The organism is Salicibibacter cibi, from assembly GCF_016495865.1.
Lineage (GTDB): Bacteria > Bacillota > Bacilli > Bacillales > Marinococcaceae > Salicibibacter > Salicibibacter cibi.
The window spans coordinates 3,611,295-3,634,379 of sequence record NZ_CP054706.1; the positions used below are offsets into that span (position 1 = coordinate 3,611,295).

Sequence of the window (23,085 nt, forward strand, 5' to 3'; positions counted from 1 at the left end):
GGTTCGACGAGAGGATGGAAGTCATGGGATTACCAAGAAATCTAACCGTTTATCAAACAACAGCCATCGTTATTAACGCAGGGCTCGGCGTTGGTCTGCTTCCTCTCCCGTTAATAGCTGTAAGAGCCGGGGATACAGGGGCCCCATTGGTGACATTTTTGGCCATATTGGTCAGCTTTTTCGGACTTGCGGTTTTAACCATGCTGGGGATGCGATTTCCGGAGCAGTCGATCATTCACTACAGTGAAAATATTATCGGCAAATGGCCGGGGCGAATCGGCAGTTTGTTGATCATCGTTTTTTTCATTACATTAACGAGTCTTGTCGCGCGCGAGTTCGGGGAAGTCGTCATTACGAACATTCTCCCGGAAACGCCATTGGAAATAACGGTTATCGTTATGCTTTTACTTGCTGCTATCTTTTCCCGTAACGATATGATGACGTTCGCATATATTCATGTTTTTTATCTCCCGATTCTCTTTGTGCCTAGTATCCTCCTCATCGCCCTTTCCTTAGAGGACGGGAACTCTCTTTATCTCCAACCATTATGGGGAAATGATGCAAGCGGGATGTTCACAGGGGTGTTAACCATTGCCGCGTTGCTGCAAAGTTCGTTTATCATCACTATGATTATTCCGTTTATGCGCGCGCCCAAAAAAGCGATGAAGGCAACCGTGTGGTCTAGTGTAGTCGCGGGAGGAATGTATGTCTTTATCGTCATCAATACGTTGGTATTGTTTGGGCCTGAAGAAATCAAGAATTTACTTTGGCCGACATTAGAATTGGCAAGGACGGCAACGATTCCCGGGGAGTTTCTGGAGCGGCTTGATATATTTTTTTTAGTCGTGTTTGTCACGGCGGTTTTTACAACGATGTATACCACATACATGTTTATCGTCTACGCCACAAAACAACTTTTCCGGCTCCGTGATCATAAAATGTTTTCTTTTTTTATGCTCCCCTTCGTCTTCGTGATTGCCATGCTTCCGCAAAACTCGATTCAGATGTATGAAATCATTCAAAGGATTGGGATAGCGGGACTTGTATTGACCCTCATCTATCCCATCCTTTTATATGTGATCGCACGATTGCGAAAGAAACAAGGGAGGAGATCCCAATGAAACGGATCGGTGCCCGATGTCTCCTATTTTTACTTATTCCGTTACTCACCGGCTGTTGGGACAGTGAAGACATTGAAAATCGGGCAAACGTGCTCGCAATTGCTATTGACGAGGCAAACCCCGGCACAGAAGAAGAGGAAGACAACATTAGCCATATCGTGGAAACACCGCAAACAGAAATGATTTGCGTGACGGTGCAAATTGCCATACCAGGAGAAGTTCCATTAGGGCCGCCAATGGGAGACGAAGGTGAATCAGATCCGGTATGGGTATTGAGTGTTACCGGATATTCACTGGAGGAAGCCATCAGCAATTTGCAACAAGAAGTTGCCGAACAGTTATTTTTAGGGCAATTACGAGTGATTGTCATCAATGAAAATGTGGCCAAAAAAGGGGTGGATCAATTTAACGAATCTTTGCGGCGCGATCCGCAAATAAGGAGAAATGTCTGGATGGTTATCTCCGAGGAGAAAGCCGCGCAATATATGGATATCGCACCGGAATTGGAGCAAGTGCCAACATTATATCTCGCAAATATGGTTGATAATGCCGTTGGGTTAGGGAAGTTCCCCGAAGATTACCTCGGTTTATTTTGGCGAATGGTCTCAAGCCAAGGTCAAGACGGATTCCTTCCCTATCTCAAGATTAAATCGAGTGAAAACATCCAAATCAACGGCCTCGCCTATTTTAAAGGTGATCAAATGATTGGGAAAACAGAACCACTCGAAATTGGGACCTTCATGGGAATTATTGGATTTTCGCAAGGGGGATATTCTATTTTTGTGCCTGTTCCCGAAACGGATACACGAGTATTAACAGAAGCGATTAAACGGCAAACAAAAATGGATACCACCATAAAAGATGGGGAACCTCACGTTAACGTGAAGATTCGTTATGAATTCGTGATCACTGAAAAAACGAACGAAGATGCCAACTTAAGTGATCCGCAAGTGATTGAGAGCATAGAAAAAAAAGGAAAAGAGTTAACGGCTGATGGAGCTAAACGATTCATTGCGAAAATGCAAGAAGAACAGTCAGATATATTCGGATTCGGAGAATACATTCGTGCCAAGCATCCCCGCTATTGGAATGAGGAAATTGGCACAAAAGAGAACTGGCAAGAAACATTTCAGCATCTCGATGTTGATGTTGACGTTATGTACAATATCCGGCGCGTGGATACACAAGCAAATTGAGGAGGCACGTAATGGAGATTGGATATACAAATTATATGGTGACGTTATTAGTGGTGACCGGGATTCTCATCTTGTATTTTGATGTCAAGGCTTACGACCGAGAGAAGAAAAAAAAGGAAAGAAAGACAGCCATCATCATTGGCAGGATTAATCTTTACAGTGGAATTTCCTTATTAATTTTAAATTGGATGATTGATCAATGGTTTTGGTGAAAGGAAAAGAGGGGGATATCCGATGGGCATATCCAATCATTGACGTCTTTCTTTAACGATGAGCAATTTCTGGTTTCTGTTGGATTCACAGAGGACGATGTCAATGTGAATACCCCGCGCCTGTATTCTGACACGTTTACGCCGGCGACGGTGCAACGCTCATGATTGACAACGGATGGATGGAGAATCCACCGCAAGCACCCGGCCGCGATGAATTGGCGAAGCCTTAATCTTTCAAATTAAGCTAAGTAGAGCATGCAAAAAGGCGCCCAACGGGCGCCTTCCTATTGATCTTTAATTAAAGCTCTAGTTCATCGTCTTCTTCGTCGTCTTCTTCATCTTCTTCGTCGTCTAGACCGTCGTCTTCTTCGTCGTCAGCATCTAGATCATCGTCTCCTTCATCATCCATACCGTCATCTTCTTCCATGCCGTCGTCTTCTTCAAGACCGCCATCGTCTTCTTCTTCGCCAGCAGGATCGTCGCCAGCAGGATCTTCACCGTCTTCTTCCTCTGCGCCGCATGCTGCTAGCATACCTACGGAAAGGATACCTGAAAGTACTCCATAAAGTAGTTTCTTATTCATGATTAAGTTCCCCCATTAATTGTTAGAGTTTATATGTTAACAGCGCTTCCTGTTAACTGTGCTTATCATAACAACGTCTTGGGTTCTCGTCTATGGGTTGCGGTTGTTTTTGAATGTCTTTATACATTATTTCATATTCTCCTATATTTTCACACCGTCACGGAAGGATACTTAGAATAGATAAAATAACCTCATTACCGCCGGATCCCTGAGCTTTTCATCAAGCTTTCCCATTTTCGTGTTCCACAAGTCCAAACATCAAATCCATTTCTGCAACCACTTCACCGTTGACGGTCGCCATGCCATGGCCTTTTCCGATGGAACCTCGTACGCGCGTCAAAGTCGTTTCCAACTTGAGTTGGTCTCCTGGTGTGACCTGCCCTTTGAATCGACAGTTGTCAATGCCCGCGAAGACGGCTAACTTTCCCCGGTTTTTTTCATCTTTTAACAACGCAACTGCCCCTGTTTGCGCCAATGCTTCAACGATGAGCACCCCCGGCATAACCGGATAACCCGGAAAGTGGCCGTTAAAATAATCCTCATTGGCAGTCACATTTTTCAGCGCGAGACATCGCTTTCCTACTTCAAGTTCTTCCACACGGTCAACCAATAAAAACGGATGGCGATGGGGAATAATCGCTTGTATTTCTTCTGTCGTCAACATCTTATGAACCCCCTGAAATATACTGGTAAAGGTCTTGCCACGTCTCTAAACGTAATATCCGAAACCCTTCGCCGTCGCCAACGGCCGAGTAGCCGAGGACCAAACCGACCATCACGCTTGCGAAAAGCAAAAAAAAGAACGATAAAAAGGCGCAGCCAAATAGACACGAGACGAGCCCTTAATGCGCGTTTTTCCTTTTGATTCGCCACGCTTTTCATTTTTTCCATCTTTTCCTTCGTCACACATGATCATGAATAACCCCTTATCGAAGACTGTTCACGAGCCCCATCATCTCATCTTGTTGTGTAATATTCCGTGCATGCATGCCGTAACTGCGCTGCATTTCCATCAAATTCGTCATTTCCATGGCCATGTCCACATTGGACTGTTCCAGTGCGCCTTGGGTGACTTGGTCAGCACCTGCAACATCGAATCCAAGCACATCGGCTTCATCTACATCAAGCGCTGCCAAATCAGGGAGTTGAAATAAATTATTTCCCATCGCTTCCAACAGTTGCGGGCGTTCAATGGTCGCCACTTCCAATTCGCCCAATGTAGCGCTGCCTCCTTCCATTAGATCAGCAACAAGCGTGCCGTCCGGATCCAACGTAAAATCGCTCGCTTGACCGGGAACAACAAATGGTTCCCCATCACCGTTTGTCAACACGTCCCCTTCCCTGGTCACAAGTTGCCACGTATCAGCACCCGGGACAGTTTCACTTAAATAGAAAGCGCCATCTCTCGTAAACGCTTGTCCGTCTTCTGTTTGTACGGGAAAAAAGACCCCGGCTTCCGCCAACGCAAAATCAAGGGCACGTTCCGTTTCTTGCACCGCTCCTTGATCGTAACGTAGCGCTGTTTGCGAAATGCCGGCACCGTTTCCGACACGTATGCCTTCAGGCGTCAAACGATTGCCTTCCGGTTGAGACACACGCTGATGATCCGTTTGTTGAAAAAGCAAATCGGAAAATGAATCTTCCCGGCGTTGATAGCCAGTACGATTGATGTTGGCCATATTGTTTGAAATCGTATCCATGCTTTGCTGCAATTGGCTCATCGTGACAGCTGATGAAAGCATCATCGTCCTCCTTATTTTCGACATATTTCCTAAGGAATATTAGCCAATGCTTCCTATGTCATTCACTGTTCGTTGCATATTTTGGTCGTAAGCTTGTAAAACCGTTTGATTTGCCTCAAATTGTCGATACGCCTTTGTCATGTCTGTCATCGTTTGACCGACGTCCACATTAGACCTCTCCAGAAACTGCTGTTGTAATTCATAAGGATACGCATCATCACCCACTGCACTCGGCAATCCCTCGAGATCTTCCCCTTCATATTGCAAGAGACCGGCGCCAGTCTTTGCCAATTGCAAGGGATCGGGTGCGTAAGCAACCTCTAATTGCCCGACATATTCACCTGAGTCAGCCGTGATCTCGCCGTCGCTTTCCAGCACAAAGCCCTCATTCTCTACTTCCAATGGCTCGCCGTCCGTTCCCAATATGTAATGACCTTCGCCGGTAGTGAGAAGCCCTTGTCCATCAACGGCAAAGTTTCCGTTGCGCGTGTACTGCACATCCCCGTCCTCATCTTGAACGGCGAATAATAGCATTCCGGGCTCACCGGTATCCGCTTCAGGCTCCAGCGCTCCTTGCAGAAGGGCGACATCGGTTTCCACACCGGTTTCGCGCAAATCTCCCTGCCGGACATCCGGTATTCGTTCTTGCATGTATACCCCGGTCGGAATATCCCCGATGATTCCATTTGTTCCGGCATCCCCGTTGTCCATCGCTTGAATCAACATGTTCGGAAATGTCCGCGTGGCGCCATGATCGCTTTTATGGCCGGGGGTGTGCATATTCGCGAGATTATCGCCGAGCATTTCTGTCTGCCTTTGCCCTGCAATCATTCCGGAAGCTGCTTGGTAAAAACCTCTGATCATTCCGGTGTCCCCCTTGTTAGGCGCGTACTTTGCTGGATATTTTTTCTAAGTTTTCCAACATAACTCCGGTACCATTCGCTACGCACTGCATCGGTTCTTCGGCAATAAAGACAGGGATTTTTAACTCCTCGGCGAAAAGTTCCTGCATCCCGTGCAACTGTGCACCGCCTCCTGTAATAAATGCTCCCTTGTCAATAATATCAGCCGCAAGTTCCGGAGGCGTTTGTTCCAATACAATCCTAGCCGCCTGTGTGATGGTAGCCACTGATTCTTTCAAGGCATCGTTTAGTTCTTCCGAGTGAATCGTGATCGTACGGGGAAGGCCGCTAACCATATCACGTCCACGGATATCGAATGTTTCTGCACGCCCGTTCGGCGAAACACTTACGACCTCTTTTTTTATGTCCTCTGCTGTGCGCTCTCCAATTAATAGTTTATAATGCCGCTTGATGTAATGATAAATATCATTGTCGAATTGGTCACCTGCCGTTTTAATCGACTTCGATGTAACGATCCCTCCCATGGACAAAACAGCAACGTCCGTGGTACCTCCACCAATATCAATGACCATGTTGCCACTTGGCTGGAAAATCTCCATTCCTGCGCCAATAGCAGCTACTTTGGGCTCCTCTTCCAAATACACATGCTTTCCGCCACTTTTTTCAACCGTTTCACGAATTGCTTTTTGCTCTACGGAAGTAATGTCTGCCGGGCAGCAGATCAAAATTCGCGGTTTCGCAAAAGCTGAACGGACATTAATCCTTGACAGAAAATGACGCAACATCGATTCCGTTAAATCAAAGTCGGCAATCACCCCATCTTTCATCGGACGCAACACTACAATATTCCCAGGTGTGCGACCAACCATTTGAAAGGCTTCTTCCCCCACTGCCATCGTTTTGCCGGTCGTGTTATCAACGGCAACAACGGATGGTTCTTCCAACACAATGCCTTGACCTTTGACGTGAATAAGCACATTGGCGGTCCCCAAATCGATTCCGATATCTCTTCCGAACATGTTGCACCTTCCTCTCAGCCGTGAATGATAATTTATTTTATCCCGAGGGAGATTGAAAATTCTCTCTGGGTAGAAAGTTTCTTTATTATTATATGTACGAGCTGTCTTTGCACTCATAATTGCCACACTCAATGCTTAATTTTACCACACTCGAATCAAAATATGAATCTTCCTATCGATATTTGTTAAATTTTGTGACTTGGAAAGGAATTGATCAGAAAGATGCACATACATAAACCGGCAAGGGGCATCCCCCTTGCCGGTTTTCTCATTCATTCCATATATTTGCCAACAGCTCATAGCTGCGTCTTCTTTTTTCCTGATCGTAAATGTCCGATGATACGATGAGCTCATTGAACTTTGCTTCAGCGTGGAAATCTTCCAGTTCTTTTTTCACTTTTTCCTGATCGCCTACGAATGAGTATTTTAACGATTGGAGTACCTGTGCTTTTTCAAATTCTGTCCAATGTTCATCCATATTATCGACCGGCTTCGTATCGATTTCCGCCTGGCCCCCGCGAACGATGCTTAAAAACCGTAAATAGTTCGTCGTCGCCAGTTTTTCAGCTTCCTGTGTCGTATCAGCCAAAGCGGCATTGACCGTTACCATCGCATACGGCTCGCTTAAAAACTTCGAGGCTTGGAAACGTTCGTGATACAAGCGCAAAGCATTAAACAGTTCACCCGGCGCAAAATGACTCGCGAACGCAAACGGCAATCCTAAAGCTGCCGCAAGTTGCGCACTGTAAGTACTCGAGCCTAGCAAGTAGATCGGCACTTCAAGGCCATGGCCGGGGATTGCTTTCACCGGTGCGTCTTCTTTGCTGAAGTAATTCAGCAATTCATTCACGTTATCGGGGAAATCATTGACACTGCTCATTTGATCGCGGCGTAACGCACGAATCGTCATCGGATCCGTACCGGGCGCTCGTCCCAGACCTAAATCGATGCGGCCCGGGTACATCGCTTCCAGCGTGCCGAATTGTTCAGCAATGATTAAAGGCGCGTGATTCGGGAGCATTACGCCACCTGAACCGACGCGAATATTCTCACTATGGCCGGCTAAATAACCGATCAGCACGGAAGTAGCTGAACTGGCGATCGCTTTCATATTGTGATGTTCAGCCACCCAATAGCGATGATACCCGAGCTTGTCCGCATGTTGGATCAGTTTTTTGCTATTTTCAAATGCATCTGCCGGCGTCTGTGTCGCATGGACCGGCGCCAAATCCAATACGGATAAGGAAAACTCTGCATTCATGCCCTTTCACCCTTTCTTAGTCCTATACATGAGGATGAACCTATACAATAGAAACAATACAAGGGAATTGTCTTCATGAAAAGAAAAATGCTCAATCACTATGGGCACGAAACGTTTATCCTACAAAACCATGGTTCGGTTATGGAGACCGAACATAGGGGGCGGTCATGGTGTTCGTACGCGCAAAACGGTCGTCCTTTTGGGCGCCATGAAGTCCAAAACGAACAGGCGAACGCCGATATTGGCGCCATAAAACCATTCATTTTCATCGAAAATAAAAAGACGAATACGAAGCACGGATCACGAGCCTTCGTCATTCGTCTTTTTGCAAGGTTTTCGATCGCGCTATGTTCATGTTTAGTTGCTTCTGCTTTTGCATCAGCGAAAAAACACGAATTTTTCGACAGTAATAAAGTTGCTACGAGTGAATGATTTTTTCCCCCTTATTATTATATTTCACTTTTGTTGCTTCCCCACCACGCAAATGCCGGATTGATTTATGATAATCCAATATGCTTTTTACTTCGTGTGCCAGTTCGGGATTAATGTCAGGAAGCCGCTCTGTCAAATCTTTATGCACGGTACTTTTCGAAACACCGAACTCTTTGGCGATTGTTCGGACAGTTTTCCGGGTTTCCACCACATATCTTCCTATCTTGATGGTCCGTTCTTTGATGTAGTCATGCACACCCCTCGCCTCCCAGTCTGGATGGTTTGTTACAGTTTATTATCCGAGACCGGCATATATACCAAAAACTCAGGCAGGACAAGGGTTTGAAGCAAAATCTTCTGCGGAAGTTCGGGTGTAACAGGCACTCCCGCTCACAGTTCGTTGATCGTTAACATTGTCGAATCAAGGTAAGCGATCAAAAATAAAACTCATCGGCCTCTTGAATCGAATCCATTCAATGAGTTGATGAGCTTAATGTTTTTTATGATTGTTCTCTATGTATTCTTGGACATGGCCGCTTCCTTAATAAAACGTCGAATCTGCTCCTTGCTCAACCCCATATTCCGGGCTTCTTTCATCAGCTCCATCCATTCCGGGTCTACATTATAATGGCTTGCCTTCTGTCGAATCAATAATTTTTCCTGTTGCATCCCACGATCGACGAAATACAAATTATCGTGCAACGTGCATTCCCCCCTATGCATTTTATCCACCGCTTACACCTCATACTATAACTATAGCATTATACAGTGTTACAAAAACCTATCTAAAGTTATGCTTTTAGCCACAAGGGAAAGAAAATGGATAAAACCGAGCTTCGGTGTTTCCGATTATTGATCCGAGTTGCTCATTCGCCATTTATTGAAGTTCAAAAATTCTCGAAATTGCTCTTTGCTTACCCCTGCGTCCATCGCTTCTTCAATAAGCTTTTGCCATTCGGGATCAAGTTCACGATCATCCTGATTCCCTCCCTCATGCAAAAGATAATCAATGGATACGTCAAGCACCTCGGCAACTTTTCCTAAAAATTGAATAGACGGATTTTTTTGCAAATCCCGCTCAATCGTACTTAAATAAGATTTAGCTACACCTGCACGCTCGGCTAACTCTGACAATGAAAAACCTTTTTCAGTACGGAGCTGTTGAATGCGTTCTCCAATCACATTAGATCTCCCTATTCTTATTCGTATAGTCAATCGCGTCCGAAGCCAACACCTTACAGATATTGTATCTTTCTATATCACGAACGTCAAATTCATTTCTGGGTCCACCGCTTTACTAAAGAGGCGCAATCATTAGGAAAACAGAGGGTATGCTTTATAAAGAACAATAATCGTTCTTTATAGCGAATTTTTGTCTGAAATAGCATTTTCCATTTTGCTTATCATGTTCTATACTTAATGTGCAGTTCGTTAAAAAGAACATAAGGAGGATATACATTGAAAATAGCAAAAATATTTGTTTTCGGTGTTATTTTATTATTTTCTTTTGTACATGTTGTCGATGCCGCAAGTACACTGTTCACGGATGAAGAACACTCACGCGCGAATTTTAAAGCCGACTGGGAAAGCGAACCTGAAGAAGAAACAGAAGAAAATAATGATGTCAGTGAGGAAGAAACAGAGCAAGAAAAATTAGATCTGGAAGAGTCTGAAGAAAATGAACAGGAAAAAACAGAAACGGAACTACCCCCCGAAAATGAATCCATCGAGAAAAACCATGAAGAAGAGCCTTCCGAAGAGGATAAGAGTGAACAGACGGATGCTGACATGGAGGAAGAACAACCTTGAGACCAGAGCCTACCGACAAACAACAACGGCCGATCAACAGACAGCCGTTGTTTTATTTTTATGCCTTGATGTTCTTTTTTTGTCTTTTAAGCAAATAAATGCCCATAATGATCACCAGCAAACCTAATATAAGAAGAACAAGCCAATGCGAAGCCGTTTCAGGTAATAAACCTCCGGAGCGTGAATCGCTTTCACCCATACCTGTCCGAGTTACGAGTGGTTGAATAGCATCCTGGAAGGTATCTTGGATGTCTTCCCAGGATTTTTCAATTGAAGAACGTGTGTCCATTCCTGATTCTTTAGTGGCAGAAGAAGTGTCATCAGATGACCATGTGCCACGAGGGTCAGGGTCAATTCCAGGGGGTTCTGTCGGAGACAACGGCTCGTCATCGTCCCCGGGTGCTCCCTGTGCAACAAAATCAAAAGCAGCCACCGCTTCTAAACCTTGATACTCATTCCCCGCGTGTAATGGTAAATGAACAGTGACATGCAAATGATCTTCATCACCGCTTTTCAATACACCCATCCCTACGTCCAAATCCTTTAATGGCCCCGCAAATATGATGCTGCCCTCATGTTCAATTTCCACATTCAAAATATCATATAAGCGTTCCGAACCGTATTCTCTATAGACCGTCATGGTGTACTCAAAATCATATTGGCCTCGATTTTGGACGTCAATGCCGGATTGAATCTGATCGCCGGGAGCGAAATTACTCCCTCCGATAAATGCCGAGGAAGGAAAAGTTCCGATGTCAATCTCAAAAGTCGAATCTATTTGCTCTTGCTGATCTGATGCCTGCAAATCGCTTGAAAAAATAGCCATTAATAGAACGAATATTAAATCAATGAACAATAATATAAATAATCTGAGATGATATTTTTCCACATCACTGCCCTCCTCACGCACGATGGCTGCTAAAACCTACACCGCGACAATCGTTGCCGCGGTGTATTCTGCCTACGCATTCTTATGAAGCATCTTCATTCCAGGAGTTTGGTCCATCGCCTGCATCATTGTTGTCAGCCTGCACGGCATCAAAGTGAAAATCTGCGATACCTTCTCCACCCTGATACTCATTTTCTGCTTCAAGTGGAAATGCCCAATGTACAGTGAATGTTTGCTCTTCACCTGGCTCAAGAAGCACAGGATCTTCATCCACACCAAGCGCGATCGGGTTGTCGCCACCGAAAAGAACACCGTCAGTTGTGATGTCGCTAAGCTTCACCCAAGCATCCATAGAGCCATCGTTAACGATGGTAATTTCACCTGGATCATGAGTGGTTTCGTCTACCGGTGGGTCTTCACTACCATCACACCACGGTAACCATGGAAATACCGAACACCCTATGGAATTAGGGCCGATTTCACCTGCGCTCTGTGCTTGAACTGCAGAATGGGACTCAATTTGTCCGGAGGTATTATCCCCGGGTGCTAATCCTCCCAATTCAATAGCCGCGCTCCCGTCCCCATTCGTGATGTCCTCAATGCTCAACGTCCCTGCTGCAAACGTATTCCCCGCGTTTGTTGCCCTGTCCGTAAAAAGGGCAAACGTTCCAGCGCCTATCAATAATGCCGCAAGAGCCAGCGTGCCTATAGCCCCCAATAATTTTTTTCTCAATTTGCATCCTCCTTATAGCAATAAATATTTATGGACACTCTCCTCGATCCCTTAATCATTCACCTCCCTTTTGCCAGACATCGAGAAGAGGTTCAAACGTATCTATGGATCATCCCGTAGTCTCATTGTCAGTTCCCATTGCTGTCACTTCCTGATACTCCGTGTCACGCACAATTTTCCATACTTGAATGAATGATGATATTAGAAGCAAAAACCCCGGAACCATCAACATGAGCACAATCCCTTGGTCACTTTGCACATAATCAAAAACGTAACCGGCATACGGCACCGACATCCCGTTATAATGTCCGATAATTTGTGTGGCCTCTACGAGTTCTAGATCAGGTGTACGATTATTATCGCCTTGTGTCGCATATTGGATCTCACCTTCATTTGGCTGGACGTCAATCACTCTGTGTGTAACGTACGTTTCCGGATCATTGGGCATATGGTACGTAATGACATCCCCAACCTCGTAATCTCGGGCCTGATCAACTGTTTCAATCGCAATGACAGAGCCGGTTTCAATATCCGGTTCCATAGACCCTGATAAAACAGTCAAAATTTCATGATCCAGAACTTGAGCTTTCCCCCCGGTTAATTGCGCCTGTACAACGAAAGCAACGGTAACGATGATAAAGACAGTGAGAAGAAAAGATACGGTGCTTTTCAATATCTTTAAAGACCTTTTCATTTATTCACACCTTTCGTTGTTCTATATAACGAATAATAAACAACTTCGTTCGGAAAATAAAGCGTCAAAAAAGAACATTATTCGTTATTATGAACGATTAATGTTCTTTATATAGAATTATGGCCCGTAATCTTACTTTCCCTTTAAATTTCACGCTTTGCTTGTTCTTTAAATGGAACAAGAACTCAAAAATGCACCTTGGCGAAAATCAACCGGGATGGTAAGAATGTTTCATTGCAGCGGCAGTTTAAAATAAAAGCGGCTTCCAACGCCGAGTTCACTTTGCACGCCGATCGCCCCGTTATGCTGCTCAATGATTTCTTTGCAAATCGCCAATCCGATACCGAATCCATTTGACGATGTACTTTGATAAAATCTGTCAAAGATGAAAGGTATCATGTCTTCTTCTATACCATCACCCGAATCAATAATGCTAATCACCGCATTTGCCTTCTCCTTTTCTAATTTAACGGTGATCGCTCCATTTTTCGGGGTATGTTTTCGGGCATTGGAAAGGATATTGGAAAACACTTGCTCCATTCTGATCGTGTCTATCTGCGCCACAGCATACTCATCATTCAACGCGTCGTTATAAATGAATGTCCGCCCGCTTTTGCTTATTTCCGGTTCATATTCTTCGTATAAATGCTGCAAAAAAAGACAAATATTTTCATCTTGAAAAATAAATGAAAGCTGTCGATTTTCCAATTTGCTCAAATCGTGAAGATCCCCGATAAAGTGGTCAAGCAACAGGGTTTTATCATAAACGAGTTGCATGTATTTATCGTCTCCGCGCGGAAAAACTCCATCCAGCATCCCTTTGACATAACCTCGGATAGAGGTTAGCGGCGTGCCAAGCTCATGAGAAATATTCATCAGCAGCTGGCTCCGTAGTGTTTGCATATGGTTAAGATCTTCATTTTTCTCCCGGAGTTCCCGCGTTCGACTTTTCACCTTCTCATCCAAATTGGTATTCAACAAGCGTAATTGCCCGGACAGATCTTCAATCCGTGTATAAGACTCTGCAAACAACACCGACAAATGAAGGGCTTGCATAAAGATATAAAAAAACATTCCATAGTAAAGAAGAGGCTGCCCGGAAACGACCTGATTATAAAAAAGGATATCGAACATCAAAGCAACGGAAAGGACCGAAAAACCCAAAATATGGAATGCAGCTCCGCGTCTACGGTTGATAACCGCGCTGATAAACACATAAATGAGGTAAAAAAACGAAGTAATAATCACAAACTGGAAAAAAAGCATCGTATATGAAAAAATATGCGGATGTGTGAGCCCAACAAACATACCATAACCGCTACAGAATAAGAGGATAGCCCAACATGCCCACCTGTTCATCTCTTGCGGATATAAAGTGCGAACGAACAGAGCGAAGCTCCCCCAGGCCATCAATTGGGCCAGATACTCCAGTTTATATCCGAGCATCCAGCTCCAATACGGCTTTTTGTATGAAAACCATTTTGGGCTATAAGGCAATAAGAAACTAGGCCCTAAAAATTCATTTTGTAGGACTAAAACGTAAATATCTTATTCGATAAGATCTATTTAAGCTGTTTCTGGATCAGAATTCGAGATCGTGTAGCCTTTCTTTTTGAGATATTCGATCATTTTGCGTTCTTTGTTTTGTTGCTTTTGGTGAACGTATTCGGGGCCTAGTTCCTGGTACGGTTCACCCGTTTTTAAGATGTTGTACGCAATGGTTACGATTAAATGGGCGGAAGCGAATTGGGCTTTTTTCTTGCCTTGCCGTTTCATAATTCTTTTCTGGTGTGCGGAGATTCGGTTGTTTTGCCTTGCCGTAGATAGGGCACACTCTACCGCCATGGTCTGTAATGCCTTGTTCCCTTTTGTGGTTTTACTCCCTTTTTTTTTACCAGCACTTTCGTTGTTTCCGGGACTCAATCCGGCCCATGAAGCAAGGTGCTTGGACGATTTGAATACGGACATATCAACGCCCATTTCTGCGATGAAAACGGCTGCGCCCACTTGGTTTACACCAGGGATGGTGTCTAAAAGGTCGACTTCCTTTCGATAAGGCGCTAAGCATTGGTCGATTTGCTCTTCTAAGTCTTGGATCATTTTCTCAATATACAGCATATGATCCCAGTGATATTGCAACATATCACGGTGATGACGGCGTATCCGACCATTGATGGCTTCGGCATTGTCAGCGAGGCTAGCTTTTGTGCGCCAATGAACTATTTCTTTGAGATCCTTTATTTCGATCTTTTCGCCATTCATGATCGCTTCAAGGATCCGGCGTCCAGATAGACCAAAGATATCGGAGAGAACCGAGGTCAACTTGATGTTGGCATCTTGAAGGATTTTGTGGATGCGGTTCTGCTCGGCTGTACGCTGGTGAGTCATCTTTTTTCGATAACGTGTCAAGTCTCGCACGTCGCGAATATCCTCCGGTGGAACAAAATTGCTTTCGATCAAGCCACTCCTCAAGAGTTTGGCTAACCATTCCGCATCTTTGACATCGGTTTTGCGACCGGGGACATTTTTGACATGGTTAGCGTTGGCAAGGATAAGCTGAAAATCACTTTCTAAAATGTTCCATACAGGCTTCCAGTAAACGCCGGTGCTTTCCATGACAAGGTCTGTGATGTTCAATGATGCGAGCCAATCATTTAATTCCAACAACCCTGATGTTGTGGTTGAAAATGATTGAATGGATGTCTCCGGTTTTTTGTCTAGTGGACCAAATAAAGCACAAGCGACAACAGTTTCTTGGTGTACATCTAGGCCTGCACACCTTTCAATCATAGCTTCCATGGGAAATCACCTCATGCATGAATGAACAATACAAATGGCAGTCGATCGGTTTCAAAATTTTTGTATACGTGCTCTCTCGGCACAATAGATGGTTCTTTCATACTGCCACAACCAGTTTCTAATCCAGGGTATCCTTTTCAAGATCCACCAAAAAGCATTCAGTCTGGTTGTATTGTTAGTAAAGATATTGCCAATCCATGAAGGGGACATACGCCCATTTTGAGAAGAATCCATTTTCATGCTAGATGGTGGCTACGGGAACGTAGCCACATTGTTTCTAAAGAAGAAAACTTGTCCCCTTGCAAAAAAGTTTGCAGCGCGACTGCAATGCACAATATGCCAAAGTAGAGTGGGGAACGGTTTTTTCGCCGAAATAGATAAAAACAAATGAAAACGAGCCCCATTGTGATTAAGCTTCCCACGAAAAACGTCGTCTCCGTGACATTGTCTTCCCGATAAGCCGATATATCTTCTTCAGTTCCGATCATAATCGGACCCCATATTCCCCCGGCACGTTGTGTGAAATTAGAGACTTGAAGAATAATCTCAAGCTGATCACTGTCGGTTTGAAATGGTAATGCCTGGCTGTATTCATCCGGCTCCATATCTGAACGATCCACTCCGACGACACCTTGCTCATGCAATAATTCATCATTCACCCAGGTCCTGTGGGCACTATAAACCCTCGGAATGTAAAGAGACATAAGCTCGTTTTGGTCGTCTTCATGCAAGTCAACGGTCAACCGATACGTGGCATACCCTTCATGGGGAAGATTATCTTCGTTCATGGATGACTGATACCAGGCGTGGGGAACATCCAGATAATAAGGAAGGGGGGACGTTCGCCGCCAGCAAAATCTCCGGGCTCCAGTAATTGCTCCCAATAAAATTCCCATTCACCGTCAAGATTGGTAAGACCATTTTGCTGAAAATTCCACTGGTCAAATGAAAGATGACCTTGTTTAGCGATCGGAGGTGACTTCCCTTCGGACATCTCCACGCTGAGGACAAACATAACAGCAATATGGGTGAACATGAATAGCAGTTTCCCGTTCATCGTTCCCACATCCTTAGCCCGGCTTTACATGATTAAAGCAAACCGAGTTCTCTGGCCAAATTCACCGCTTGCGTACGATTTTTCACTCCAAGCTTATGAAAAATTGTATTATTATACCCTTTTACCGTCCCCTCTGACAAATACAGACGATGAGCAATATCTTTATTCGTCAGCCCCCGATTAATTAGCATCAACGTTTCAACTTCCCGCTTCGTCAGTACGTCAAAAAGATGCCGTGATTGTTCGGAGGAATAACCGCCGGCCGTATAAAATTGCCTGCGTATGTTGGCATTTACCCGAGCTACCAAAATTTCCGGGTCGAACGGTTTTGTTATGTAATCATCCGCCCCAACATTCAAACCTGTGACTACATCGTTCATCTCGCGGCGACTACTTAAAAAAATGATCGGGACTTTTGATTGTATACGCATTTCCCGACAAACCTGAAGGCCGTCCATATCCGGCAACATGATATCGAGTAAACTTAAATCTACATTATTTTTTCGGAAAAGATCCAGAGCTTTTTTTCCATTTTCTGCAACATAAATTTTATAATCTTCTTTCTCCAAATACCCTTTAACGAGTTCACGTATCTCCAAATCATCTTCAACAACGAGTATTTTCCCTTTATTCATTGAAGAAAACCTTCTTTCTAGTACGTGTATACTGTTAATATAGCGTACGTTCAATTAAAAATCAAACATTTCACAATTTTTATGAATATATTAGTGTAGTTTCAGTTTTTAAACTAGGAACAGCAAAGGAAATGCTCTAAGAGAATAATATTGCAAAAACTTGGGGTTTCCAGTCAACCAAAAACTTCCCCCCGGAGACGGATTGCTTGTTTCGCAGAAAATGAATAATGCATGCAGACGCATTTTTAGCTGAGAATGCGTCTACATAGATTCGATTAGTTTTTTCAAGGCATGTAAATCTTCATCGATCACTTTGCGAATGGATGGATTATAAAAGACAGCCGCGGGGTGATAGAGCCCGAAAACCGCGTACGTTTCGGCGCTCCATTGATAGGTATCTTTTTCACGCTTTTGCACGTGTGAATAATGGGATTTCCCATGCATGGCAGAGAGCGCTGCTGTTTTTCCTAGCAGACGTTTAAGCGCGACGTCTCCAAGGCAAACAATGATGCGCGGACGAACTTCGGCAATTTGATAATCAAGAAGGGCTGCGTGGGCAAAAAGTTCTTTTTCCGTCGGTTTCCGATTTATTTTTTTCATGACGGGGGTTCCGTTTGGACGGCGCTCCCCCCATTTGAAAGGGCGACTGCGCACCGCGCTCGTGATGTAGACGTCTTTGCGCGCAAGACCAAGCGCCGTTAGATAGCTGTCCAAAACGTTTCCTGATCGGCCGCAGAACGGCTCGCCGGTTTCCGCTTCTTTTTCGCCCGGAGCTTCGCCGATAAACATAATATCAGCAACTTCATTTCCCGCCCCGGTTAGGAATCCTTCAAGTTGATGGCCTTTGAGGTCGGTTTGGCATTGCTCTATGATGTGCGCGGGGAACTCCATCAGCGCTACTCTCCTTTTTTGGCATCTCTAAATACTTCGCCATCGCATATAAGCTCTGATTGACCGGTGTTTCTATGTTGCATGATTGCCCCATTCAATAACTTTTTTGCGAAATAGTCATTTTCTGTTTTGCGCCCTTTTGCAATAACATGGCATACACGGAGCCGACTGCACCGATGCCTACCATGCAACATTCCTTATGTTTGTCATATTGTCCCGCCTTTTTGTCGTTGTTTTTTAAAAAATGATAACTTGTGTTTTTGTCAAACGTGGCATATAATGGTGGTAGATAGAGTATGACTAAAAGGAACCACGATGGGTTAACATCGAGGTTCCGATGAGCTACACCGCATAGAAGTGGCGGCGGCATCAGGAAAGTAATCCCCTTCCTTATCCCAAATTCACAGGTGAGGGGATTACTTTTTTCTAGTTATCAGGATGACGACTGAAACAATCCCGACCACCATTGTGGTGAATGAGATCATCAGTATCAAACCTTGATACAAAGTAATCACGTGAGGCAACACCTCCCCTCATGCCAAGGGACGGTCAACGAGATGCCACCACCTCATCCTGCTTATGTAACTCAAATCTATTGTATCATATCTGTATATTTATCGGTAATAGAACCTTTAACAATACAAATTTTTAAAAATTACAAATAATATGCTGGAATACTGGCAACTTTAATTGTATTAACCGTGGAAAAGCTTCTTATTATATTGACTGACGGGCTACATCCGGCTACGTCCGTTACGGCATCTTCCGTTAGGGCATCATCCCGGACGGTCCGTGGTGACCTAACACCTTTCGCCTACTTCCGTTAGGGCATCCTCGTCTAGCCGTATGCCTTCCCCACGAAAAAAAAGCCCTCCTACGAGGGCGTGCCAATTATATTGCACTTCTATTGTTCGTCGTCGTTGTCTGCGTCTTCTTCGTCGTCTTCATCGCCGGCTTCATCCGACTCAGCAGCAGGGTCTTCGTCTTCCGAAGGTTCTTCTTCATCGTCCTCACGGTCTCCTTCGGATGGATCCGTCTCTGCATCGAGTCCTTCTTCCTCATCGAAGATCATTTCCGAAATGGTTTGGTGCAACATCTCTTCAGGATTGAACGCGACACCGTCTTGACGGACTTCAAAGTGAACGTGAACGCCGGCATCTCGGTTATACGTATTTTCTCCGGCTGTGCCGATAACATCTCCTTTTGCAACGACATCACCTTCTTCAACGTCCAAGTCCTCCAAACTATGATAGGCAGTCACGAGTTCATCTTCATGACGAAGTTCAACGACATTCCCCAGCAATGAATCTTGCTCTGCTTTTACGACTTCACCACTGAGTGATGCGGCAACTTCAAACGATTCGTTATCCGGATGTGCTAGATCAATGCCTTTGTTTTGATAGTAAATCTGGTTGTAGTAAACGAGTGCAGCTTCTTGTTCTTCGGCAGAAGCATCATGGTCATAGAAATAACCGACAACATCAACGACGTCTTCCTCTACTACGGGTAGTTGCATCTCTTCAGCTTCGGCGCCAACCGGCAAGGCTTCTTCTTCCTGACCGCCTTCAAAGCCGATGCCTTCGCTATCATCGCTTTCCTCCGCAAACTCTGTATCTCCGCCTTGGAACGCGAAAAAGGAACCGAGCAACACCGCACAGACTGTCAAATAAACCGCAGGCCAGAACCAAGGTTTTTTCGACCATTGTTTTATTTGACCCCCCGGATTTTCTTTTTCTTCCCGGGATTCAGAGGTTCTTTTCTCCTCATCTTTCATCTTATCACCACCTCAGCAACCAGTTTGATCAAAATGATAGAAAGATATACTCCGATTAGAAAATTTTTTCTGAATTCATGGGAAAAAATGAAAAAACCACCCCTAATTAGAGGTGGTACCGGGTGCTGCCGATATAGATCGTGGTCCGCCCGTAATGAGTAGCTTTTCCGATTTTCGGGCGCCATGAGCCTTTCATGGTGACCGGAATGACTCATTTCCCCGGTTTTAGGCCTTCATAAGCCTCTCATGGCGACCGTAACGCGCTGTCTTCCCTTCATTCGATCGCCAGACCCTCGCTTTTCAATCATCTATGATTCTGTTTCTTCCTCTTCTTCTTGATGATGGACAAAAGCTTCCGTATGGGCTTGGTCCTCGCTGATCTCTACATCATGATAATAATGTTCAACGATTTCACGATAATTCATTCCTTCTTTCGCCATGCCATCAGCCCCGTATTGGCTCATGCCGACGCCATGTCCCCATCCTTTTGTATGAATAACGATTTCATCGCCTTCCTGTTGCCATTCAAAATCACTGGAATCAAGATCAAGTGCTTCGCGAACCTCTCTTCCCTCAAACGATGTGTCGCCAATAGTGACCGTTTCCACCCGGTCCCCTTCGGTTTTTTCTTTATTGGCGCTTAAGTCTTCTCCCTCGGGAATCTCAACCCCTAACTGTTGTTCAACTTCTTCGACGGCATAACTAATCGTATTTGTATAGCGTGGAGAATCCTCATCCCAAGGGCTTTCCACACTTTGCAGATATGGCACCGAATCTTCCCAATAATCTTCCGCGTTTTCCGTATACCCATTGCTCGTCGAGAAGAAGGAAGCCGTAATCGGCGAGTCTTCATAGGTAATAATTTCACCTGCGGTAGCTTCCACAGCTTCCGTAATTTTTTCTGTTGTTTCTTCAGCGTCTGCTCCCCATTCTTGCTCCAATTCTTCCACGCTTTTGTATACTTGATGGTCCGTCGTATCAGAAACAATCGCGTCTCCCGGCAAATCAGCACCTTCGGCAAACTCCATTTGTTGTGCAATAAAGGTTCGCGCCACCAATGCTTGTGCTTTTAGTGCTTCCATTTCAAAATCCGTCGGCATTTCCGCAGAGACAACACCTGCAACATACGCTTCCAATTCTACATGATCGACTGTATCTTGAGCATCACGATACACGGGGACAATGACTTCACTTTCAGAATCGCTTTCCTGTTCCCCGGAGGTATCCGAAACCGAATCTGTTATTGTCTCAGAAGAAGTAGCCTCCTCCCCCTCCGAACCGGAAAAAAGAAGTACTAGTAAAGCGGGAAAGACGATGATACTGCCTGTAAACATTAAGATCGCTGCTGTCATTTTTTTTAACGGCGTAGCCTTTCCCTGTAATTTCGAGATCCGCAAAGTCTATCACACCTTTTCCGACTTCTAGCTTGTTGCAACTGTATTCTCCTGCTGTAAACCTCTATCCGATATATATGGCAGAAAAGCCGTTACTAGAACGAAAAAGAACCAAATGCCCTCTGCCCTGATTAGTTTAACTAACCATTAGAAGGAGATCCACCCTCTGATGGAAGTTTCACTTTATGTGTTACCATGCTTGCAAGGACATAACCAATCAATGAGAGTACCACGGGAACAACGACAGAATGCATCCCGAATGGTCCCATTTGGCCAAGGGGTTCTCCGATGAAAAGATAGATGGCAATGTAAGAACCGATGCCGAGAATCATCGAAGCCAACGCACCATAACGGTTGCCTTTTGCCCAATACAAACCCAACACAAGCGGCCAAACGAAAGCAGCCTCCAAACCGCCAAACGCAAACAAATTTAACGTAATTAAAAATTCCGGGGGACTGAGGGCAAAAAGAACGACCGTTATTCCCAAAAATGCAGTCACTCCGATGCTAACTTTCCTGATTTTTTTTGCGGTAGCGTTTGGATTAATGTAATTATAATACACATCTTTCACGACAGCGGAACTAACCATCAAAAGTAGGGCATCAACAGTAGACATGATCGCAGCCAACGGCGCGGCCAGAACAATGCCTGCCAACCACGCGGGCAGAACGGTCATCGCCAATGTGGGCATAACGTTATCGGCAACCTCGATCCCCGGGATAATCGGTCTAGCCAGCGTACCGGCCAAGTGCATGCCGAACATCATGAACGCAACGACAATTGTTCCAATAATCAAGGCCCGATGCATGGAGCGTGAATCTTTGTAGGACATGGCACGAACAGCTACTTGCGGCAAGCCGACAACACCGACACCGACAAGAATCCAAAAGGAAGAGACGTAAAGGGGCGTCAAGTTACCCTCAGCACCGAACGGAGAAATCAGGCGCTCGTTTTCAGCGGCAAGATCACCCATGATGTTGCCCATCCCACCGCCGGCAATAATCGTGGCCACAAGCAGCACGAGCGTTCCGAAAAACATGATCACTCCCTGCACGGCATCCGTAACCGCAATTGCCCGAAACCCACCGATAATAACATAAATAAGAACTGCAACGGCAAAAATAAACAGGGCCGATGGATAGGTCAATCCGGTAACGACTTCTATGAGCCGCGCACCGCCCACCCATTGGGCAGCCATCGCTGAAAAGATAAAGACAATAATGCTCCCGGCGCTTATGAGCACAACGAGTGTACTATTATATCTTTTTTTGAAATAGTCAACCAAAGTGACGGCATCGTATTTACGAGCCATGATTGCAAATTTTTTCCCCAAAATCATGAGGACGAAATAACCGGTCGCCACTTGGGACATGGAAAGAAGTACCCATCCGAGCCCTTCATGATAAGCGGCGCCGGGCCCACCGATAAAACTGCTCGCACTTCCATATGTAGCAATCATCGTCATCGCTAAAATCAAGCCGCCGAGCTCACGACTGCCAAGAAAATATTCCTGCATAAAATTGCTTTTGTTAAAAACGTGTTTGGAAGCCCAAAAACCGATCAGGAAAACAACAGCAATGAAAAAGAGCAGCGGTACGATAACTTCCCAATTCATTAAGATCCATCCCCTTCATCATCAAGAGGTACTTCTTTGAAAAATAGCTTCACCATCACCGCTACGAGAATAATCATGATCACAGATCCAATCAAGCAGCTATAAAAAAACCAAGCGGGCATCCCCAAGATAAAATCGTAATTCGCAACCGGTTGGGAACCTAAACCGTAAGCAAATGCATACCACCAGATGAAATTAAAACATGCGAGACCGACGCCGATAAGCGCTTCGCGATTGGCTACTTTAAAGCGCGGGTCCTGATCATTTTGCCCGTTCACATTGGCTCCCTCCCTTTCCTGCTATCTTAGCGAATTATGTCGAGATGGAAAAGAAAAAATTTAAAAAACAGCAAAATGTATGCGTTT

The 23,085-nt window shown here is 44.9% G+C and carries 29 protein-coding genes; 6 read left to right on the forward strand and 23 right to left on the reverse strand.

Translation table 11 applies throughout. The features are described from left to right. Nucleotides 1-23: 23 nt before the first annotated feature. Genes HUG20_RS18005 through HUG20_RS20055 form a run of 4 tightly spaced genes read left to right on the forward strand, consistent with a single transcriptional unit; the run spans nucleotide 24 to nucleotide 2,694 of the window. Nucleotides 24-1,121 carry a GerAB/ArcD/ProY family transporter gene (locus HUG20_RS18005; RefSeq protein WP_200086111.1) on the forward strand — a complete coding sequence of 366 codons (1,098 nt, stop codon included), beginning with the start codon at nucleotides 24-26 and terminating at the stop codon, nucleotides 1,119-1,121. Then, on the forward strand, nucleotides 1,118-2,317 hold the full coding sequence (locus HUG20_RS18010) for a Ger(x)C family spore germination protein (protein ID WP_200086113.1): 1,200 nt from the start codon (nucleotides 1,118-1,120) through the stop codon (nucleotides 2,315-2,317). Before HUG20_RS18005 ends, HUG20_RS18010 begins: the two co-directional genes overlap by 4 nt. Nucleotides 2,318-2,328: 11 nt before the next feature. Continuing rightward, complete coding sequence (locus HUG20_RS18015; protein ID WP_200086115.1) at nucleotides 2,329-2,529, forward strand: CLC_0170 family protein; 201 nt, start codon at nucleotides 2,329-2,331, stop codon at nucleotides 2,527-2,529. A gap of 39 nt (nucleotides 2,530-2,568) precedes the next feature. Continuing rightward, nucleotides 2,569-2,694 (forward strand): YvdQ family spore coat protein, encoded by a 126-nt coding sequence (locus HUG20_RS20055; RefSeq protein ID WP_200086117.1) that lies wholly within the window; start codon nucleotides 2,569-2,571, stop codon nucleotides 2,692-2,694. A 133-nt stretch (nucleotides 2,695-2,827) separates the two neighbouring features. Here the strand turns inward: HUG20_RS20055 and HUG20_RS18025 are convergent, their stop codons facing one another. The 7 genes from HUG20_RS18025 to HUG20_RS18055 form a co-directional block, all read right to left on the reverse strand. Then, a complete protein-coding gene (locus HUG20_RS18025; protein ID WP_200086119.1) occupies nucleotides 2,828-3,112 on the reverse strand; it encodes a DNA primase in 285 nt (94 codons plus the stop codon). A gap of 220 nt (nucleotides 3,113-3,332) precedes the next feature. Next, nucleotides 3,333-3,776, reverse strand: a complete 444-nt coding sequence (fabZ, locus tag HUG20_RS18030; RefSeq protein ID WP_200086127.1) for a 3-hydroxyacyl-ACP dehydratase FabZ — start codon at nucleotides 3,774-3,776, stop codon at nucleotides 3,333-3,335. 1 nt (nucleotide 3,777) lies between these two features. Next, nucleotides 3,778-3,888 carry a DNA-directed RNA polymerase subunit beta gene (locus HUG20_RS20060; protein WP_200086129.1) on the reverse strand — a complete coding sequence of 37 codons (111 nt, stop codon included), beginning with the start codon at nucleotides 3,886-3,888 and terminating at the stop codon, nucleotides 3,778-3,780. Between the two features lie 150 nt (nucleotides 3,889-4,038). Further along, nucleotides 4,039-4,854, reverse strand: a complete 816-nt coding sequence (locus HUG20_RS18040) for a flagellar hook-basal body protein (protein WP_246476465.1) — start codon at nucleotides 4,852-4,854, stop codon at nucleotides 4,039-4,041. 39 nt (nucleotides 4,855-4,893) lie between these two features. Beyond that, complete coding sequence (locus tag HUG20_RS18045; protein WP_200086133.1) at nucleotides 4,894-5,718, reverse strand: flagellar hook-basal body protein; 825 nt, start codon at nucleotides 5,716-5,718, stop codon at nucleotides 4,894-4,896. A 16-nt stretch (nucleotides 5,719-5,734) separates the two neighbouring features. Further along, a complete protein-coding gene (gene mreB / locus HUG20_RS18050) occupies nucleotides 5,735-6,736 on the reverse strand; it encodes a rod shape-determining protein MreB (protein ID WP_200086135.1) in 1,002 nt (333 codons plus the stop codon). 268 nt (nucleotides 6,737-7,004) lie between these two features. Beyond that, nucleotides 7,005-7,997 (reverse strand): LLM class flavin-dependent oxidoreductase, encoded by a 993-nt coding sequence (locus HUG20_RS18055; RefSeq protein ID WP_200086137.1) that lies wholly within the window; start codon nucleotides 7,995-7,997, stop codon nucleotides 7,005-7,007. Between the two features lie 75 nt (nucleotides 7,998-8,072). Between HUG20_RS18055 and HUG20_RS18060 the strand changes: the two genes are divergently transcribed. Next, nucleotides 8,073-8,429, forward strand: a complete 357-nt coding sequence (locus tag HUG20_RS18060; protein WP_200086145.1) for a hypothetical protein — start codon at nucleotides 8,073-8,075, stop codon at nucleotides 8,427-8,429. Here the strand turns inward: HUG20_RS18060 and spoIIID are convergent. The 3 genes from spoIIID to HUG20_RS18075 all read right to left on the reverse strand — a co-directional run bounded on the left by spoIIID (nucleotide 8,416) and on the right by HUG20_RS18075 (nucleotide 9,611). Continuing rightward, a complete protein-coding gene (gene spoIIID, locus HUG20_RS18065) occupies nucleotides 8,416-8,685 on the reverse strand; it encodes a sporulation transcriptional regulator SpoIIID (protein ID WP_200086152.1) in 270 nt (89 codons plus the stop codon). The genes HUG20_RS18060 and spoIIID overlap by 14 nt on opposite strands. A 257-nt stretch (nucleotides 8,686-8,942) precedes the next feature. Continuing rightward, nucleotides 8,943-9,131 (reverse strand): anti-repressor SinI family protein, encoded by a 189-nt coding sequence (locus tag HUG20_RS18070; protein ID WP_246476466.1) that lies wholly within the window; start codon nucleotides 9,129-9,131, stop codon nucleotides 8,943-8,945. Nucleotides 9,132-9,278: 147 nt separating this feature from the next. Next, nucleotides 9,279-9,611, reverse strand: coding sequence for a helix-turn-helix domain-containing protein (locus tag HUG20_RS18075; protein ID WP_200086161.1), 333 nt, complete (start codon nucleotides 9,609-9,611; stop codon nucleotides 9,279-9,281). Between the two features lie 276 nt (nucleotides 9,612-9,887). Here HUG20_RS18075 and HUG20_RS18080 point away from each other — a divergent pair, with 276 nt between their 5' ends. Then, nucleotides 9,888-10,238: a hypothetical protein gene (locus HUG20_RS18080; protein WP_200086163.1), complete on the forward strand. Its 351-nt coding sequence runs from the start codon at nucleotides 9,888-9,890 to the stop codon at nucleotides 10,236-10,238. A gap of 58 nt (nucleotides 10,239-10,296) precedes the next feature. On the opposite strand, the gene HUG20_RS18085 is transcribed toward HUG20_RS18080, so the two are convergent. From HUG20_RS18085 to HUG20_RS18145, 13 genes are all read right to left on the reverse strand, one after another. Then, nucleotides 10,297-11,127, reverse strand: coding sequence for an LPXTG cell wall anchor domain-containing protein (locus HUG20_RS18085; protein ID WP_200086165.1), 831 nt, complete (start codon nucleotides 11,125-11,127; stop codon nucleotides 10,297-10,299). 82 nt (nucleotides 11,128-11,209) lie between these two features. Further along, nucleotides 11,210-11,860, reverse strand: a complete 651-nt coding sequence (locus HUG20_RS18090) for a TasA family protein (RefSeq protein WP_200086167.1) — start codon at nucleotides 11,858-11,860, stop codon at nucleotides 11,210-11,212. 109 nt (nucleotides 11,861-11,969) lie between these two features. Then, entirely contained in the window at nucleotides 11,970-12,554 is a 585-nt protein-coding gene (locus tag HUG20_RS18095) for a signal peptidase I (RefSeq protein WP_200086169.1), read from the reverse strand. A gap of 231 nt (nucleotides 12,555-12,785) precedes the next feature. After that, nucleotides 12,786-14,000 (reverse strand): sensor histidine kinase, encoded by a 1,215-nt coding sequence (locus HUG20_RS18100; RefSeq protein ID WP_200086171.1) that lies wholly within the window; start codon nucleotides 13,998-14,000, stop codon nucleotides 12,786-12,788. Nucleotides 14,001-14,120: 120 nt separating this feature from the next. Continuing rightward, nucleotides 14,121-15,353: an IS110 family RNA-guided transposase gene (locus tag HUG20_RS18105; RefSeq protein ID WP_200086174.1), complete on the reverse strand. Its 1,233-nt coding sequence runs from the start codon at nucleotides 15,351-15,353 to the stop codon at nucleotides 14,121-14,123. A 236-nt stretch (nucleotides 15,354-15,589) separates the two neighbouring features. Then, nucleotides 15,590-16,141 (reverse strand): 7TM diverse intracellular signaling domain-containing protein, encoded by a 552-nt coding sequence (locus HUG20_RS18110; protein ID WP_200086175.1) that lies wholly within the window; start codon nucleotides 16,139-16,141, stop codon nucleotides 15,590-15,592. Next, nucleotides 16,138-16,410 carry a hypothetical protein gene (locus HUG20_RS18115; RefSeq protein WP_200086177.1) on the reverse strand — a complete coding sequence of 91 codons (273 nt, stop codon included), beginning with the start codon at nucleotides 16,408-16,410 and terminating at the stop codon, nucleotides 16,138-16,140. Before HUG20_RS18115 ends, HUG20_RS18110 begins: the two co-directional genes overlap by 4 nt. A 32-nt stretch (nucleotides 16,411-16,442) precedes the next feature. Beyond that, complete coding sequence (locus HUG20_RS18120; protein WP_200086179.1) at nucleotides 16,443-17,045, reverse strand: response regulator transcription factor; 603 nt, start codon at nucleotides 17,043-17,045, stop codon at nucleotides 16,443-16,445. A 261-nt stretch (nucleotides 17,046-17,306) separates the two neighbouring features. Continuing rightward, nucleotides 17,307-17,936, reverse strand: coding sequence for a uracil-DNA glycosylase (locus HUG20_RS18125; RefSeq protein ID WP_200086181.1), 630 nt, complete (start codon nucleotides 17,934-17,936; stop codon nucleotides 17,307-17,309). A gap of 904 nt (nucleotides 17,937-18,840) precedes the next feature. Next, nucleotides 18,841-19,710, reverse strand: a complete 870-nt coding sequence (spoIIQ, locus tag HUG20_RS18130) for a stage II sporulation protein SpoIIQ (protein WP_200086183.1) — start codon at nucleotides 19,708-19,710, stop codon at nucleotides 18,841-18,843. A gap of 308 nt (nucleotides 19,711-20,018) precedes the next feature. Further along, nucleotides 20,019-21,107, reverse strand: coding sequence for a stage II sporulation protein D (gene spoIID, locus HUG20_RS18135; RefSeq protein ID WP_246476467.1), 1,089 nt, complete (start codon nucleotides 21,105-21,107; stop codon nucleotides 20,019-20,021). 137 nt (nucleotides 21,108-21,244) lie between these two features. After that, nucleotides 21,245-22,720, reverse strand: a complete 1,476-nt coding sequence (gene panF / locus HUG20_RS18140) for a sodium/pantothenate symporter (RefSeq protein WP_200086185.1) — start codon at nucleotides 22,718-22,720, stop codon at nucleotides 21,245-21,247. After that, nucleotides 22,720-22,998 carry a YhdT family protein gene (locus HUG20_RS18145; RefSeq protein ID WP_200086187.1) on the reverse strand — a complete coding sequence of 93 codons (279 nt, stop codon included), beginning with the start codon at nucleotides 22,996-22,998 and terminating at the stop codon, nucleotides 22,720-22,722. Before HUG20_RS18145 ends, panF begins: the two co-directional genes overlap by 1 nt. Nucleotides 22,999-23,085: the final 87 nt, after the last annotated feature.

Coding starts and splice junctions, on each gene's coding strand:
- HUG20_RS18100 (WP_200086171.1), bottom strand. CDS start 14,000: ATGCTCGGATATAAACTGGAGTATCTGGCCCAATTGATGGCCTGGGGG.
- HUG20_RS18005 (WP_200086111.1), top strand. CDS start 24: ATGGGATTACCAAGAAATCTAACCGTTTATCAAACAACAGCCATCGTT.
- HUG20_RS18110 (WP_200086175.1), bottom strand. CDS start 16,141: ATGAACGAAGATAATCTTCCCCATGAAGGGTATGCCACGTATCGGTTG.
- HUG20_RS18025 (WP_200086119.1), bottom strand. CDS start 3,112: ATGAATAAGAAACTACTTTATGGAGTACTTTCAGGTATCCTTTCCGTA.
- HUG20_RS20060 (WP_200086129.1), bottom strand. CDS start 3,888: ATGGTCGGTTTGGTCCTCGGCTACTCGGCCGTTGGCGACGGCGAAGGG.
- HUG20_RS18115 (WP_200086177.1), bottom strand. CDS start 16,410: ATGAACGGGAAACTGCTATTCATGTTCACCCATATTGCTGTTATGTTT.
- HUG20_RS18015 (WP_200086115.1), top strand. CDS start 2,329: ATGGAGATTGGATATACAAATTATATGGTGACGTTATTAGTGGTGACC.
- HUG20_RS18095 (WP_200086169.1), bottom strand. CDS start 12,554: ATGAAAAGGTCTTTAAAGATATTGAAAAGCACCGTATCTTTTCTTCTC.
- HUG20_RS18060 (WP_200086145.1), top strand. CDS start 8,073: ATGAAAAGAAAAATGCTCAATCACTATGGGCACGAAACGTTTATCCTA.
- HUG20_RS18055 (WP_200086137.1), bottom strand. CDS start 7,997: ATGAATGCAGAGTTTTCCTTATCCGTATTGGATTTGGCGCCGGTCCAT.
- spoIIQ (WP_200086183.1), bottom strand. CDS start 19,710: ATGAAAGATGAGGAGAAAAGAACCTCTGAATCCCGGGAAGAAAAAGAA.
- HUG20_RS18010 (WP_200086113.1), top strand. CDS start 1,118: ATGAAACGGATCGGTGCCCGATGTCTCCTATTTTTACTTATTCCGTTA.
- HUG20_RS18040 (WP_246476465.1), bottom strand. CDS start 4,854: ATGCTTTCATCAGCTGTCACGATGAGCCAATTGCAGCAAAGCATGGAT.
- fabZ (WP_200086127.1), bottom strand. CDS start 3,776: ATGTTGACGACAGAAGAAATACAAGCGATTATTCCCCATCGCCATCCG.
- HUG20_RS18120 (WP_200086179.1), bottom strand. CDS start 17,045: ATGAATAAAGGGAAAATACTCGTTGTTGAAGATGATTTGGAGATACGT.
- panF (WP_200086185.1), bottom strand. CDS start 22,720: ATGAATTGGGAAGTTATCGTACCGCTGCTCTTTTTCATTGCTGTTGTT.
- mreB (WP_200086135.1), bottom strand. CDS start 6,736: ATGTTCGGAAGAGATATCGGAATCGATTTGGGGACCGCCAATGTGCTT.
- HUG20_RS18125 (WP_200086181.1), bottom strand. CDS start 17,936: ATGGAGTTCCCCGCGCACATCATAGAGCAATGCCAAACCGACCTCAAA.
- HUG20_RS18105 (WP_200086174.1), bottom strand. CDS start 15,353: ATGGAAGCTATGATTGAAAGGTGTGCAGGCCTAGATGTACACCAAGAA.
- HUG20_RS18045 (WP_200086133.1), bottom strand. CDS start 5,718: ATGATCAGAGGTTTTTACCAAGCAGCTTCCGGAATGATTGCAGGGCAA.